Annotated in this window: 15 protein-coding genes; 11 read left to right on the forward strand and 4 right to left on the reverse strand. The window is 50.7% G+C overall.

Going from position 1 to position 13,458, the window contains the following annotated elements; all coding sequences use genetic code 11:
* The first annotated feature begins 46 nt into the window (after window positions 1-46).
* The 11 genes from TY09_RS03765 to TY09_RS03815 all read left to right on the forward strand — a co-directional run bounded on the left by TY09_RS03765 (window position 47) and on the right by TY09_RS03815 (window position 10,636).
* The gene (locus TY09_RS03765; protein ID WP_042431348.1) at window positions 47-316 is read left to right on the forward strand and encodes an ACT domain-containing protein; all 270 of its coding nucleotides are present in this window, start codon (window positions 47-49) and stop codon (window positions 314-316) included.
* Window positions 317-389: 73 nt separating this feature from the next.
* Window positions 390-1,748 (forward strand): PFL family protein, encoded by a 1,359-nt coding sequence (locus tag TY09_RS03770; protein WP_042431350.1) that lies wholly within the window; start codon window positions 390-392, stop codon window positions 1,746-1,748.
* A gap of 173 nt (window positions 1,749-1,921) precedes the next feature.
* On the forward strand, window positions 1,922-2,233 hold the full coding sequence (locus TY09_RS03775) for a hypothetical protein (protein WP_009063877.1): 312 nt from the start codon (window positions 1,922-1,924) through the stop codon (window positions 2,231-2,233).
* A gap of 4 nt (window positions 2,234-2,237) precedes the next feature.
* On the forward strand, window positions 2,238-3,284 hold the full coding sequence (locus tag TY09_RS03780; protein ID WP_009063619.1) for a V0D/AC39 family V-type ATPase subunit: 1,047 nt from the start codon (window positions 2,238-2,240) through the stop codon (window positions 3,282-3,284).
* Window positions 3,285-3,302: 18 nt separating this feature from the next.
* On the forward strand, window positions 3,303-5,255 hold the full coding sequence (locus tag TY09_RS03785; RefSeq protein WP_042431352.1) for a V-type ATP synthase subunit I: 1,953 nt from the start codon (window positions 3,303-3,305) through the stop codon (window positions 5,253-5,255).
* A gap of 61 nt (window positions 5,256-5,316) precedes the next feature.
* On the forward strand, window positions 5,317-5,763 hold the full coding sequence (locus TY09_RS03790; RefSeq protein ID WP_009064131.1) for an ATP synthase subunit C: 447 nt from the start codon (window positions 5,317-5,319) through the stop codon (window positions 5,761-5,763).
* 43 nt (window positions 5,764-5,806) lie between these two features.
* Entirely contained in the window at window positions 5,807-6,115 is a 309-nt protein-coding gene (locus tag TY09_RS03795) for a V-type ATP synthase subunit F (RefSeq protein WP_009064315.1), read from the forward strand.
* A gap of 30 nt (window positions 6,116-6,145) precedes the next feature.
* Window positions 6,146-6,742 carry a V-type ATP synthase subunit E gene (locus TY09_RS03800; protein WP_009064034.1) on the forward strand — a complete coding sequence of 199 codons (597 nt, stop codon included), beginning with the start codon at window positions 6,146-6,148 and terminating at the stop codon, window positions 6,740-6,742.
* A gap of 34 nt (window positions 6,743-6,776) precedes the next feature.
* Window positions 6,777-8,540 (forward strand): V-type ATP synthase subunit A, encoded by a 1,764-nt coding sequence (locus tag TY09_RS03805; RefSeq protein WP_042431354.1) that lies wholly within the window; start codon window positions 6,777-6,779, stop codon window positions 8,538-8,540.
* Window positions 8,541-8,571: 31 nt separating this feature from the next.
* Window positions 8,572-10,005, forward strand: a complete 1,434-nt coding sequence (locus TY09_RS03810) for a V-type ATP synthase subunit B (RefSeq protein ID WP_042431356.1) — start codon at window positions 8,572-8,574, stop codon at window positions 10,003-10,005.
* Window positions 10,006-10,021: 16 nt separating this feature from the next.
* Window positions 10,022-10,636 carry a V-type ATP synthase subunit D gene (locus TY09_RS03815; RefSeq protein ID WP_042431358.1) on the forward strand — a complete coding sequence of 205 codons (615 nt, stop codon included), beginning with the start codon at window positions 10,022-10,024 and terminating at the stop codon, window positions 10,634-10,636.
* Window positions 10,637-10,735: 99 nt separating this feature from the next.
* Here the strand turns inward: TY09_RS03815 and TY09_RS03820 are convergent, their stop codons facing one another.
* Genes TY09_RS03820 through TY09_RS03835 form a run of 4 tightly spaced genes read right to left on the reverse strand, consistent with a single transcriptional unit; the run spans window position 10,736 to window position 13,219 of the window.
* Window positions 10,736-11,452, reverse strand: a complete 717-nt coding sequence (locus tag TY09_RS03820; RefSeq protein ID WP_042431360.1) for a FadR/GntR family transcriptional regulator — start codon at window positions 11,450-11,452, stop codon at window positions 10,736-10,738.
* A gap of 38 nt (window positions 11,453-11,490) precedes the next feature.
* On the reverse strand, window positions 11,491-12,147 hold the full coding sequence (locus TY09_RS03825; RefSeq protein ID WP_042431363.1) for an HAD family hydrolase: 657 nt from the start codon (window positions 12,145-12,147) through the stop codon (window positions 11,491-11,493).
* Window positions 12,148-12,168: 21 nt separating this feature from the next.
* Entirely contained in the window at window positions 12,169-12,873 is a 705-nt protein-coding gene (locus TY09_RS03830) for an LrgB family protein (protein WP_009063843.1), read from the reverse strand.
* Window positions 12,866-13,219, reverse strand: coding sequence for a CidA/LrgA family protein (locus TY09_RS03835; protein ID WP_042431365.1), 354 nt, complete (start codon window positions 13,217-13,219; stop codon window positions 12,866-12,868). Before TY09_RS03835 ends, TY09_RS03830 begins: the two co-directional genes overlap by 8 nt.
* Window positions 13,220-13,458: the final 239 nt, after the last annotated feature.

Raw genomic sequence — 13,458 nt, forward strand, 5'->3', positions numbered from 1 at the left:
AATACCCAGTTTTTATTGGAATTTCTTTATTTTAGGAGGCTGCCGCATGCGCGCTGTAATTACCGTACTTGGCAAAGATATGGTGGGTATTCTTGCCCGCGTCTCTACCATCTGTGCCGAAAACCAAGTCAATGTGATCGAAGTGACCCAGTCTGTTCTGCAGGACATGTTCGCCATGATTATGATGGTGGATATTTCGAAAAGCACCATTCCCTTCAGTGATCTGGCTGATCGCCTGACCGAACTGGGAACCAGCATGAATCTGACGATCCACACCATGCACGAGGATATCTTTAACTCTATGCATCGTATTTAAGCGCGGGCCGGGTTCTCTGATTGCAGAAAGCCCTACCTGAAAAGCACTATTATATATAGAAAGGACCGCTTTCATGATTAATTCCCACGATATTCTCGAAACAATCAATATGATTGATAACGAAAATCTGGATGTACGCACCATTACCATGGGTATTTCTCTGCTGGACTGCGTGGATTCCGACCAAAAAACTGCCTGCGACAAGGTGTACGATAAAATTTGCCGCTATGCCAGCAACCTGGTCAGGACCGGCGAAGATATCAGCAAAGATTACGGCATCCCGATTATCAACAAACGCATATCCGTTACACCCATCTCGATGATTGCAGCGGCGTGTCCCTCAAAAAGTCCGGCACATTTTGCTCAGGCTTTGGACCGTGCTGCGAAAGAGGTGGGCGTCAATTTTATCGGCGGTTATTCCGCACTGGTACACAAAGGCTTTGGCCCGGGAGATTACGCATTGATTGAAAGCATCCCCGAGGTTCTCAGCACCACCAGTTTTGTTTGCTCCTCCGTCAACGTGGGCACCACCAAGGCGGGAATCAACATGGATGCTGTCGGCAAAATGGGACGCGTCATCCGCGAATGCGCGGAGAAAACAGCCGACCGCGACTGTATTGGAGCGGCTAAGCTGGTGGTTTTCTGCAATGCACCGGAAGATAACCCCTTTATGGCGGGCGCCTTCCACGGCCCCGGCGAGCCGGACTGCGTGATCAACGTGGGTGTATCCGGCCCCGGTGTGGTCCGAGCCGCGCTGGCAAAGGCGGAAGACTGCGATATTACCGGGATCGCCGACCTGATCAAAAAGACCGCATTCAAGATCACCCGTATGGGACAGCTGGTCGCGCAGGAGGCCTCCCGCCGGTTGTTTGTCCCCTTCGGCATCGTCGATCTTTCTTTGGCCCCCACCCCCGCCGTCGGCGATTCCGTCGCCTACATTCTGGAGGAAATGGGCCTTGAGGCCTGCGGCGCCCACGGCACGACCGCCGCGCTGGCCCTGCTGAACGACGCCGTGAAAAAGGGCGGCATTATGGCTTCCTCCCACGTCGGCGGCCTGTCCGGCGCGTTCATCCCCGTTACCGAGGACGCCGGCATGATCGAAGCCGCGCGCCGCGGCTCTCTGACGCTCAACAAGCTTGAGGCCATGACCGCAGTCTGCTCCGTCGGTCTCGACATGATCGCCATTCCCGGCGACACCCCAGCCGAGGTGATTTCGGGCATTATCGCCGACGAAGCGGCGATCGGCATGGTCAACAGCAAAACCACCGCCGTGCGCCTGATCCCCGCGATCGGCAAGCAGGTGGGCGAGGAACTGAATTTCGGCGGTCTTTTGGGCGGCGGCCCCGTCATGGAGGTCAATCGTTACTCTCCGCAGCGCTTTATTCAGCGCGGAGGACGCATTCCGGCTCCGCTTCAGAGCCTGAAAAATTGATTGTGTCTAAAAAATATCAAAACATTTTGATTTTTCTTGAGGTAATGTGTCACAGGCGGAAAATTTGTCAAAAAATCAGTTGTATATTTGTGACGAGCGAGCTATAATTGTGCATGTGATTTCTGAGAATTTTGTGTAACATAGATTTTATTTATCAAGGAGGTGCGGTCATTATGAACGATATGCTGAAGCAGATCATCGAAATGGACGAAAAAGCCAGGCAGATCACGGACGCCGCCCAGAAACAGAAAATCGACACGGAAAAAGAAATTTCCAGAACGCGGGAGGATATTCGGAGCCGTTATCTGGCCAGAGCAAGAGCCAGAGTCGAGAAAAACAGACCTCTTGAGCAAGCCGCGGCGGAAAAAACATGGCAGGTCAAAGAGCATCACTACCATGCTCTGGTGGAACAGCTGGATCAGCAGTATGCGCAGAGCGGCGAAAAATGGGTCGATACGATCGTCAGCAATGTGATAGGAGAGTGATTTCATGCTTTCCCATCTCTCTTCCAACGTAGTTTCGGCAAAGGCCCGCGCGATGTATGGACGCAGACTGACTGCTCAGAATTACCAGGAAATGCTCAACTGCAAAAACGTCACAGAAATCGCCCGGTACCTTGCCACAAACACCGATTACGACAAGGTGCTTGCGGGAATCAATGATAGAGAAGTGCACCGCGGTCAGCTGGAGAACCGGCTCAAGCAGAAGCTGCTTGCGGATTCGGCGGCCCTGTGCCGTTATGAAATCTCCATCAGTGACGCGTTGGCCGCTTATTTGCTGCAGCGCAGCGAGGTGGATCAGATTTTAAATGCTCTGCTGCACCTGAACGCCGACAGGACAAAGGAATACTTTTTCTCCATGCCGGCCACTCTGGCCGTTCATTCGCACATAGACCTTGTCCGGCTTTCGGGCGCAGACAATTTCGACAGCATTATTGCCGCTCTGGCTCACACGCCTTACCAGATGCTGCTGGAGTCGTTCCGCCCCACTTACGACAATCCCATCGACTTTACCGCCGCAGAAAACGCGCTGAACACCTATTTGTACAGCCAGCTGTACGAAACCATCGAGCATCTGCGGTACAAAGGCATGAAACAGGATTTGCGGCAGATTGTCGATCTTTATCTCGATCTGAACAACTTTGCCCGTATTCTGCGCTTTAAAACGTATTTTCAGGCCGGCCCGGATTATATTCGCAGCAATCTTCTTCCGTTCGGCTCTCTCAACAAGGACCAAATTGAAAAAATGATTCAGGCCCGGGATGCCGGGGAGGTACGCACGCTTCTGGCAAAAACAAGAATCGGCAAAAAGACCAGCAAAATCGAATACAATTTTGCCGATCAGCTGGCGGAGCGCGCGCTGTACAATGTTTGCCGCCGCGGCGTTCATTTTTCTGTATACGCATCGGTTGTTATGCTGTCTTATATCTTCTATCTGCAGATCGAGCTGATGGACATCATTAATATTGTAGAGGGAATCCGCTATCATCTCCCGCCGGAAGAAATAAAAAAGCTGCTTGCTTTTTCTGATTTTTAACGAAAGGAGTGGTGCTATTTGGCTGTACAAAAACTAAAAATGGCCAGTATTATCGGCCGAATGAACGAACTGGATGAGGTGACGCTTCGATGTGGCCAATCTGAAATGTTCCATCCCGACAACGTTCTTTCATTCTACTCCGATACAACGCCCTTTGTTCCGATTGGGGAGGATAACCCCTACACGGCTCCTTTGCAAAAGCTTTCGGATACCTGCAAAAAGATCGAGCATCCCCTCAGCTTTGAGGGCGCACCCGACTGCAAGGCGGAGGAAGAAGATCGTGTTTTGCTGGAATACGTGGAGAAATTTACTTCTTATATTGAAGAATGCCTGAAACGGAAAAACGACGCGGAACAGAAAATTCAGGAGCTGAATGCTTCGCTTCGGGATTTGTCTCACTTTGCAGGGATGGACCTGAACCTGGAAAAGGTGACGGACTGCAAATTTGTTCAGGTGCGGTTTGGCGTTTTGCCAAAAGAGAGCTACGACAAGCTTTCTGTTTACAATGACAATCCTTATATGATGTTTTTCCCCAACTCCAGCGATGCGACCTCTTATTGGGGCGCCTACTTTGCCCCGACAGAGCAGATTGATGAAATAGACCGGGTTTTCTCCAGCCTGTTTTTCAAGCGGATCAGCCTGACCGGCTACCAGGGAACGCCGGAAGAAATGATCGAGCGTCTCCAGCAGCAGCACGATGAGGCTACAGCTTTGGTCAACGAAATGAACGAAAAGCTGAGTGCCCACTGGCAGCAGGAGAAAGACAATTGCCAGCGGATCTTTAACCACCTGAGAGAAAAGAGCATCTATTTCGGCATCCGCCATTACGGCGCCCGTTACCACGAAAGCTTTGTCCTCACCGGGTGGATCCCCGCGAAGGGCGAGGAAGAATTCAGGGAGTCACTGGAACCGCTGGAGTCGGTAGAATATTCTTTCGAAAACGCGGAAGCACAGCTGGAGCATTCCCCGCCCGTCAAGCTGAAGAACCCCAGACTGTTCCGTCCGTTTGAGTTCTTTGTGGAAATGTTCGGACTTCCCTCTTACAACGAGGTTGACCCCACCATCTTTGTGGGAATCACCTATATTATCATGTTCGGCATCATGTTCGCCGATTTGGGGCAGGGTTTGTGCGTCTCTTTGGTCGGTCTGTTCATGTGGAAAAAATCCCGCATGCGGCTCGGCAAAATTCTGATGCCCTGCGGCATTTCATCCGCAATATTCGGCTTTATTTTCGGCTCGGTATTCGGCTTTGAGCATGCGCTCAACCCTGTTTATCACGCACTGTTCGGCCTTGAAGACAAGCCCGTAGAGGTAATGCACCCCGCTACCACCAACATCATTATCTATTCGGCTGTCGGCATCGGCGTATCCCTTGTGATGATCGCCATGCTGATCAACATTTACTCGAGCATCAAGAAAAAGAAATACGGCAACGCGCTGTTCAGCCCGAACGGCTTGGCCGGACTGCTGTTTTACGGTTCGATCGTGATCGGCTTCGGCGGACAGATCGCAATGGGCTGGCAGATTGTCACCACGCCGTATGTTCTTTGCTTTATGATCTTCCCGCTGCTGCTGATGTTCTTCCAGGAGATTCTGAGTGAGATTCTGGAGGGCCGCAAGGACTGGCAGCCTGCCAGCTGGGGCGAATTTATCACACAGAACTTTTTCGAAGTATTCGAGTATCTGCTCAGCTACATGAGCAACACCATGTCCTTCCTTCGTGTCGGCGCGTTTGTTCTGGTTCACGCGGGCATGATGATGGTGGTATTTACTCTGGCCGAGATGTCCTCCGGAATCGGATATGTTCTGATTCTTATTCTGGGCAATATCTTTGTCATGGCGCTGGAGGCCCTTCTGGCCGGCATTCAGGTATTGAGGCTGGAATTCTATGAAATGTTCAGCCGATTCTTCGACGGCAACGGCCGTCCCTTCCATCCTGTATCCGCTCGCCAGGAGCAGAATCAGGCATAAGCCTGATTCTGCTTCAAGCGGTAAATAAATTAAAAAACACTATATTTTGGAGGCAAATCTTATGAACTACGTATTGTTAATTCTCCCTGTTGCGGCACTGATTCTCTCTGTTTTCCTGGCCATCAGAGCAGTCAAACACGGTAAAAAGGCCAAGACAGCCCTTGTTTCTCAACTCGCTGCTTTCATGATCGTATGCGCTGTTACCATTGCTGTTCCCATGGTTGTAAGTGCTGCTACCGATGATTCCACAAATGCTACCACCACCTCTGCTGCAGACGACGGCACAAATGCCGGTAAAGAAGGCCTGGGCCTGCTGGCTGCCGGCCTGGTAACCGGTCTGGCTGGCATCGGCGGCGGTATCGCTGTTGGCGCTGCTTCCCCTGCTGCGATCGGCGCTACTGCAGAAGACCCCAAATCCTTCGGTAAATCCCTGATCTTCGTTGCGCTTGGTGAAGGTATTGCTCTGTACGGCCTGCTGATTTCCATCCTGATCCTGAACAAGATTTAAGCAGTCTTTTCAGAGTTTGAAACAAAGGAAAGCAGGTGCTGACATGCGATTTTACTTAATCAGCGACAACACAGACACGCTGGTAGGAATGCGCCTGGCCGGTATTCCGGGAATTTTGGCGCACGATGTCGGTGAGGTTCGCAAGGCTTTGAACGACGCTATTGAAATGAAGGACGTTGCGGTGATTCTGATGACCGAACGCCTGATTTCCATGTGCCCCGAGCTGGTTTACGATTTAAAGCTGAACCTGAAACGCCCTTTGATCGTTGAAATACCCGACCGTCACGGCAATGGCCGTACCAAGGATTCCATTACCCGCTATGTCCGCGAGGCGATCGGAGTAAAAATTTAAACCGCCAAGGCGGCGGAACGGGGGGTTACTATGGCTTCTAATGATGAAAAATTAAGTAAATTTAGTTCTGCAATCAACCATTACGCGCAGGAACAGCGGGAAAAAATCGAACAGGAAATTGCCGAGTACAAGCAGGCTCAGCTGGAAGAAGCGGAGCGCCAGGTGCTGCACGAGGCATACCAGCTCATTCAGGGCGAAATGACTGCCATGCGGGATGAAATCGTGCGTGACATCGCGCACCGTGAAATGGACGCCCGCAAGCAGCTTTTGGAGAAGAGAAAGAATATTGAAAACGAGGTGTTTGACAAGGCGAAGAACCGCCTGATCGATTACACCAAATCCGCTCAGTATCCTTCCCTGCTGCAGAAGTATACCCGCGGCCTTTCCGAGCTGTTCCCGGAATCCGGCACGGTTCTCTGCGTGAAAAAGGATGATCTGCAATATGAGGATCTGCTCCGGCAGGCATTTGCAAAAGACTGCACTGTCCAGGCGGATCAGGATATTCTGATCGGCGGTGTTCGCGCCTTTCATGCCGAAAAGGGCATCATGGCCGATGAAACACTGGACACGATGCTGGAATCACAGCAGGAGTGGTTTGAAGAAACCTCTGGAATGTCTGTGGTCTGAGCCGTAATACCAACGATAACGGAGATGATTGAAGATGGAGAACCAAGATGTAATTTATGGTATTAACGGGCCGGTCGTAACAGTTAAAAATTCGCGCAGCTTTTCCATGATGGAAATGGTATTCGTCGGCAAGGAACGTCTGGTGGGTGAAATCATCGGCATTACCGATAAAGTGACCACCATTCAGGTCTATGAAGAAACCACCGGACTGCGTCCGGGCGAGCCGGTATTCGGTACCGGCAGCCCCATGAATGTTACGTTAGGCCCAGGGATTCTGGATAATATTTTCGACGGAATCGAGCGCCCGCTGAAGAAGATCGCAGACGATTCCGGTTCTGTGTTTATCTCCCGCGGCAGCAACGTGCCCGCGCTTGATCCCGACCTGCTCTGGGAGGTCACCGTCACCGTTCAGGTGGGTGACGAGCTTAAAGGCGGCGCTATTTACGCCGAATGCCCGGAGACAAAAATCATACGGCACAAATGCCTGGTACCGCCCTCGCTGAGCGGCACCGTGACGAAGGTGGCTGCAAACGGAAAATATCGTGCGAACGATACCGTTGTTGAGCTCACCGACGCAAAGGGAAACAAGCATGAGCTGACCCTTTGCCAGAGATGGCCCATCCGTACACCGCGCCCGGTTACGGAGCGCATGCAGCCCAGAATTCCGCTGGTTACCGGTCAGCGTGTCATCGACACCCTGTTCCCTGTAGCCAAGGGCGGCACCGCGGCTATCCCAGGCGGATTTGGAAGCGGCAAGACCATGACGCAGCACCAGCTTGCCAAGTGGTGCGACGCAGATATTATCATCTACGTCGGCTGCGGTGAGCGCGGCAATGAAATGGCCCAGGTTCTGCAGGAATTCTCAGAGCTGATCGACCCGAAATCCGGCCGGCCTATGACCGACCGTACCACCCTGATCGCGAACACCTCGAATATGCCTGTGGCCGCTCGTGAAGCGTCCATCTACACCGGCATTACCCTGGCTGAGTATTACCGCGACATGGGCTACCACGTGGCCATGATGGCCGACTCCACCTCCCGCTGGGCGGAGGCTCTGCGTGAAATTTCCGGCCGTTTGGAAGAGATGCCCGCAGAAGAAGGCTTCCCGGCGTATCTGCCCTCTCGTCTGGCGGAATTCTACGAGCGTGCCAGCTATACGAAAAACCTGAACGGCACCGATGGCTCCATTACGATCATCGGCGCGGTTTCCCCGGCAGGCGCGGACTTCTCCGAGCCTGTTACCCAAAACACCAAGCGTTTTACCCGCTGCTTCTGGGCTTTGGATAAAAACCTTGCCTACGCAAGACATTATCCGGCGATCAACTGGATGACCAGCTACAGCGAATATTCCGCCGACCTGCAGGATTGGTTCAAAGAGAATGTGGGCGAGGAATTCCTGGAGTACCGCAGACAGACCAACAATCTTCTTCAGGAAGAAAGCAAGCTGATGGAAATTGTAAAGCTGATCGGTTCGGACGTTCTGCCCGACGATCAGAAGCTCGTCATCGAAATTGCGCGTCTGATCCGCGTTGGCTTTTTGCAGCAGAATGCGTTCCACGCCGAAGATACCTTCGTGCCGCTGGAGAAGCAGAAGCTGATGATGAAGGTCATCTTGCATCTGTACCAGAAATCGCGGCAGCTCATCGCAGCGTCCGTTCCCATTTCCAGCATTATGCAGGCCGGTCTGTTTGACAAGCTGGTGAAGATCAAGTACGATGTACCGAACGACAAGCTGGACTTGTTTGATGACTATATTGCAGAAATTGATAACACCGTGGCGGATATCATCAACAACTGATTGAGCCCCACGGAAAGAAGGCGGTTTTTTTATGATTCTTGATTATATTGGCGTCAAAGAAATAAACGGGTCGCTGATTGTGCTGGACGATGTGGAAAATGCCTCTTTTGAAGAAATTGTTGACATTCGTCTGGACAACGGCACCATGCGCCAGGGCCGAATCGTTCAGATGGACGGCAAGCGCGTGGTGATTCAGGTTTTTGACGGAACCCGCGGCATTTCTTTGAACAATACCCGCACACGTCTGCGCGGCCGCCCCATGGAGATGCCCCTTTCCCCCGAGATTCTGGGCCGTGTGTTCGACGGCTCCGGCCGGCCGATCGACGGTTTGGGCAACATCTTCCCGCAGAAGCGCATGAATATCAACGGCACCCCGATCAACCCGGTGTCGCGCGTATACCCGGTCAACTACATCAACACCGGCGTTTCCAGCATCGATACGCTGATGACTCTGATCCGCGGACAAAAGCTGCCGATCTTCTCCGGTTCCGGTATGTCTCACAATGAGCTGGCCGTGCAGATCGCCCGCCAGGCAAAGATCACCGGCGCGGAGGGCGATAACTTTGCGATCGTGTTCGCCGCTATGGGCGTTAAGAACGACGTTGCGGAATATTTCCGCCGCTCGTTCGATGAATCCGGCGTTCTGCAGAAGGTTGTCATGTTCGTCAATCTGGCGAACGACCCGATTATTGAACGTACCCTGACTCCCCGCTGCGCGCTGACCACCGCGGAATACCTGGCATTCGAGCTGAACATGCACATTCTGGTCATCATGACCGACATGACCTCTTATGCGGAAGCGCTGCGCGAATTCAGCTCCTCCAAGGGCGAAATCCCCGGCAGAAAGGGCTTCCCCGGATACTTGTATTCGGACTTTGCCTCTCTGTATGAGCGCGCCGGCATGGTAGAGGGCAAAACCGGTTCTGTCACGCAGATCCCGATTCTGACCATGCCCAACGACGACGTAACGCACCCCGTGCCTGACCTGACCGGCTACATCACCGAGGGCCAGATCGTTCTGGACCGTACGCTCGACAGCATGGGGATTTACCCGCCCGTCGGCGTTCTGCCCTCTCTGTCCCGTTTGATGAAGGACGGTATCGGCGAAGGCTTTACCCGCGCGGATCACTCCGCGCTCTCGAACCAGCTGTTCGCCTCTTACGCGAAGGTAATGGACGCCCGTTCACTGGCCTCTGTTATCGGCGAGGAAGAGCTCTCCCCTGTGGACAAACAGTATCTGCACTTTGGCAAGCTGTTTGAGCAGCAGTTCCTGACCCAGCGGCACAACGAAAACAGAACCATCGACCAGAGCCTGGATCTGGGCTGGAGACTGCTGTCTACCCTGCCCCGTTCTGAGCTGGATCGTGTGGACGATGCGGTTCTCAACCAGTTCTACAAGCCGGAAACCGCGGCGAAGGATTCGGATGAACTGGACGAAGAAGCAGACGGAACCACCAATAACTAAGGCGAGGTGAGCGGCATTGGCGATTCAAATCGTACCAACCAAGGGCAATCTTCTTGCCACCAAGAAATCGCTTAGTCTGGCCCGCACCGGCTTTGAGCTGATGGACCGTAAGCGCAACATTCTGATCCGCGAAATGATGGCTTTGATCGAGCGGGCCAACGAGATTCAGGATAAGATCGACAAAACGTATGAGGAAGCCTACGCGGCTTTGCAGATGGCCAACGTTACGCTGGGTATCTGCGATAAGATCGCGGAGACCGTCCCCTACGACGACAACCTGAATGTGGCATACCGCAGCGTTATGGGCGTAGAAATCCCCATGGTGTCTCTGGAACGCACGCCTCCCACGCTCAGCTACGGCCTGATGGACACAAACGCCATGATGGATGACGCCTACCTGAAATTCCGGGAGGTAAAGTATCTTACCGCAGAGCTGGCCGAGGTGGAAAACAGCGTTTACCGCCTGGCCGACAATGTGAAAAAGACACAGAAGCGCGCGAACGCGCTGAAGAACATCATGATTCCGCGTTTTGAGGAAACGGTGAAGTTCATTACCGACGCGCTGGAAGAAAAGGACAGAGAGGAATTCTCTCGCCTGAAGGTAATCAAGCGGCAGAAAAATGCCGGCTGATCGAAACACTTTCCGGATAGGTCATTTCCCATCAGAATGTCTTTCCCTGTAAGAAAAAAGAGCCGTAGGATTTAGAATCCTACGGCTCTTTTTTGCATTTTAATCGCCTTGGTTTTTAATGATCGAGCTGCTGATAAAATCATTTGTATAGTCCAGATGCTTTCGCATTGCTGCAGCGGCCTTCAAAGCATCGTGGGCTTCAATTGCCCTGACAACCGCTTCGTGTTGCTCCTTGACGATATTTCTGTTCTCCGGACTCTGGAACAGATTGCTCACCACGTCTTCAATGTACCTGTCTATCAGATTGGAAACCGCATACATCACATTGGTGATAAGATCATTTCCCGACGCCTGTACAATTTTATAGTGTATTTTTTTATCGATCTCAGCGCTCTTTGCGGAATCATCTTCACGATTGAGTAAGCTCATCAGTTCCTTTATTTCCTGAAGCTCGGCATCGCTGATGTTCTTTGCCGCCAAAGCGGCCGTTTCCGGTTCAATGATTTTTCTCAATTCCAGAATTTCATTTGTCTTGCTTCCATGCAGCATAAATGTCATTGAAATAGGTTCCAGCAGACTGTCCTCAAAGGATTCTTTGATAAAATTCCCTTCCCCTTGTCTGCACTCAATGATGCCCAGCATCTCCAAAGACCTTAAGGCCTCTCTGATCGATGTCCTGCTGACATTGAGCTGTTCACACAAATCTCTTTCCGAAGGCAATTGATCGCCGCATCTCAATTCCCCGTTTTGAATGATCTCTTTTATCTGCTCTATCACCTGTTCGAAAACCTTTGTCGGTTTAATTTCACGAAACATTTTAAAATCCTCCCGAAAATCAGTTTTATGGATTTCGCTCACAATTTCATGATTTCAATCAGCTCCAAAGGATTTTGAATCACTGCTTTAGCGCCATTCTTCCATAGTTCGTCCGCTTTTCGGAATCCCCATGCTGCACCGACCGCATACATGCCGGCCGCATCAGCCGTTTTCATATCGACCCCCGAATCACCAAGATACAGGAAATCGGAAACAGGGATTCCGGAAAGCTTCGATATTTCAAGTGCAGAGTATGGATCCGGTTTTTTCGGTATGCCTGTTCTGGCGCCGTAAACCAGCTCAAAACGCTTTAATCCGAAAAACTCATCTATCACTTCTTCGGTAAAGTGATGCGGCTTATTGGAAAGCACAAACATCCGTATTCCCGATTCCTCCAAACGGCGGAGCAATTCCTCGATTCCCGGATAAGGCTTTGTGGCCTGATTCCATCTTTTTTCATATTGCTTTTCAAGCTCATCCAAATACCGGTTTACTTTTTCTTCATCGCGTTCTTCTTCCGGTAAAGCGGATATCGCCAGGACTCTCATTCCGTTCCCGACAAACTGCTTGTATTTTTCTATATCGTGTACAGGAAATCCATGTCTGCTCAATACAAAATTCATAGAATCGGCCAGATCCTGAATGCTGTTGAGCAAAGTGCCGTCTACATCAAAAATAATTCCAGAGTAACTCATATTAAAATTCCTCCGCATGGTTTAATGAAAGAATACAACAAAGACATTCCATATGACCGGAGCTAAAAATACAGTGGTAATTCCCGAAACCGCCATCGTCAGACTGCTCATTGCCCCTTCAATTTCTCCCAATTCCATTGCCTTTGCCGTGCCGATCGCATGGGAAGACGCCCCTATGGCAATTCCAAACGCAATTTTATCGTCCATTTTGAAAAATTTATATAAAATCGGGCTTAAGATCGAGCCTATGATACCGGTAAGGATAATCGCCGCAACGGTGACCGACTGGATTCCTTCCAGCTGCTGTGAAACAGCGATTCCAATCGGTGTCGTAATGGATTTTGGAATCAGTGACCTGATCAGTACATCCGATATCCCCAAAAATTTTGAGCCCAGGATGACAAAAGTCATTCCGCAGATATTGCTGCATAGAACGCTTGTAAGGATCGGCAGGGCATTTTCTTGAAATAAAGCAAATCTTTTATACATGGGTAAGGCCAAAGCGACCGTCGCCGGATATAGAAAGAATGAGATGAATTGGCCGCCCGCATTAAAGCTTTCATAGTTGATATCCAGCTTCGTCAGCAAAACAATCACGATCACGATGGCAATCAGCAAAGGATTAAAGATGGAAAGCTTTATTTTTCGATTGATATAAATTCCTATTTCATAAGCGATTAACGACAGTAACACGCCGAATACCGGGGAGTGGGTAATTTCATTCATGGGAGTTTCCTTTTCTGAATAACTGAATGACAGATGCTGTTATGATCCAAACCACTGCTGTTGAAGTGATCAAAATGGTGATAAAACCGACCCAATTCCCTTTTAATGCAGCAAATGAGGTGATCAGGCCCACTCCGGCCGGAATAAAGAAAAAAGACATATTCGACAGCAGAAATTCGCATACATCCTCAATCATTTCTACCTTGATAATTCCTTTGCGGAGCGCCAGAAAAAGCAGGACCAAACCGATAACAGAGCCCGGAACCGGCAGATGAAGCAGGGTCTGTAACACTTGTCCTGCAAAATAGGTAACTAAGATGATCATCAATTGTTTTAAATACTTCATTGGAAATTTGCGCTCCTCTTTGGATAAAATAAATTGGTATTATGGTCATACCAGTAATTTACTATATCATTTTTTACTAATTATTTCAATTGACATGGACAGACAACGTTCCCTGAAAAGCATCCTGTTTTTTGGCGATTCCAGCGCTTTTCTGAATCATTATGGAAGCGTTTCAGCTAAGAATATGACCGGACTCAATGAGAATATCCGCCCTTTTATTACGAAACAGCCGCCGACTT

Origin of the sequence: Faecalispora jeddahensis (assembly GCF_000577335.1) — a bacterium.
GTDB classification, from domain to species: domain Bacteria; phylum Bacillota; class Clostridia; order Oscillospirales; family Acutalibacteraceae; genus Faecalispora; species Faecalispora jeddahensis.

Coding starts and splice junctions, on each gene's coding strand:
- TY09_RS03765 (WP_042431348.1), top strand. CDS start 47: ATGCGCGCTGTAATTACCGTACTTGGCAAAGATATGGTGGGTATTCTT.
- TY09_RS03770 (WP_042431350.1), top strand. CDS start 390: ATGATTAATTCCCACGATATTCTCGAAACAATCAATATGATTGATAAC.
- TY09_RS03775 (WP_009063877.1), top strand. CDS start 1,922: ATGAACGATATGCTGAAGCAGATCATCGAAATGGACGAAAAAGCCAGG.
- TY09_RS03780 (WP_009063619.1), top strand. CDS start 2,238: ATGCTTTCCCATCTCTCTTCCAACGTAGTTTCGGCAAAGGCCCGCGCG.
- TY09_RS03790 (WP_009064131.1), top strand. CDS start 5,317: ATGAACTACGTATTGTTAATTCTCCCTGTTGCGGCACTGATTCTCTCT.
- TY09_RS03795 (WP_009064315.1), top strand. CDS start 5,807: ATGCGATTTTACTTAATCAGCGACAACACAGACACGCTGGTAGGAATG.
- TY09_RS03800 (WP_009064034.1), top strand. CDS start 6,146: ATGGCTTCTAATGATGAAAAATTAAGTAAATTTAGTTCTGCAATCAAC.
- TY09_RS03805 (WP_042431354.1), top strand. CDS start 6,777: ATGGAGAACCAAGATGTAATTTATGGTATTAACGGGCCGGTCGTAACA.
- TY09_RS03810 (WP_042431356.1), top strand. CDS start 8,572: ATGATTCTTGATTATATTGGCGTCAAAGAAATAAACGGGTCGCTGATT.
- TY09_RS03820 (WP_042431360.1), bottom strand. CDS start 11,452: ATGTTTCGTGAAATTAAACCGACAAAGGTTTTCGAACAGGTGATAGAG.
- TY09_RS03825 (WP_042431363.1), bottom strand. CDS start 12,147: ATGAGTTACTCTGGAATTATTTTTGATGTAGACGGCACTTTGCTCAAC.
- TY09_RS03830 (WP_009063843.1), bottom strand. CDS start 12,873: ATGAATGAAATTACCCACTCCCCGGTATTCGGCGTGTTACTGTCGTTA.
- TY09_RS03835 (WP_042431365.1), bottom strand. CDS start 13,219: ATGAAGTATTTAAAACAATTGATGATCATCTTAGTTACCTATTTTGCA.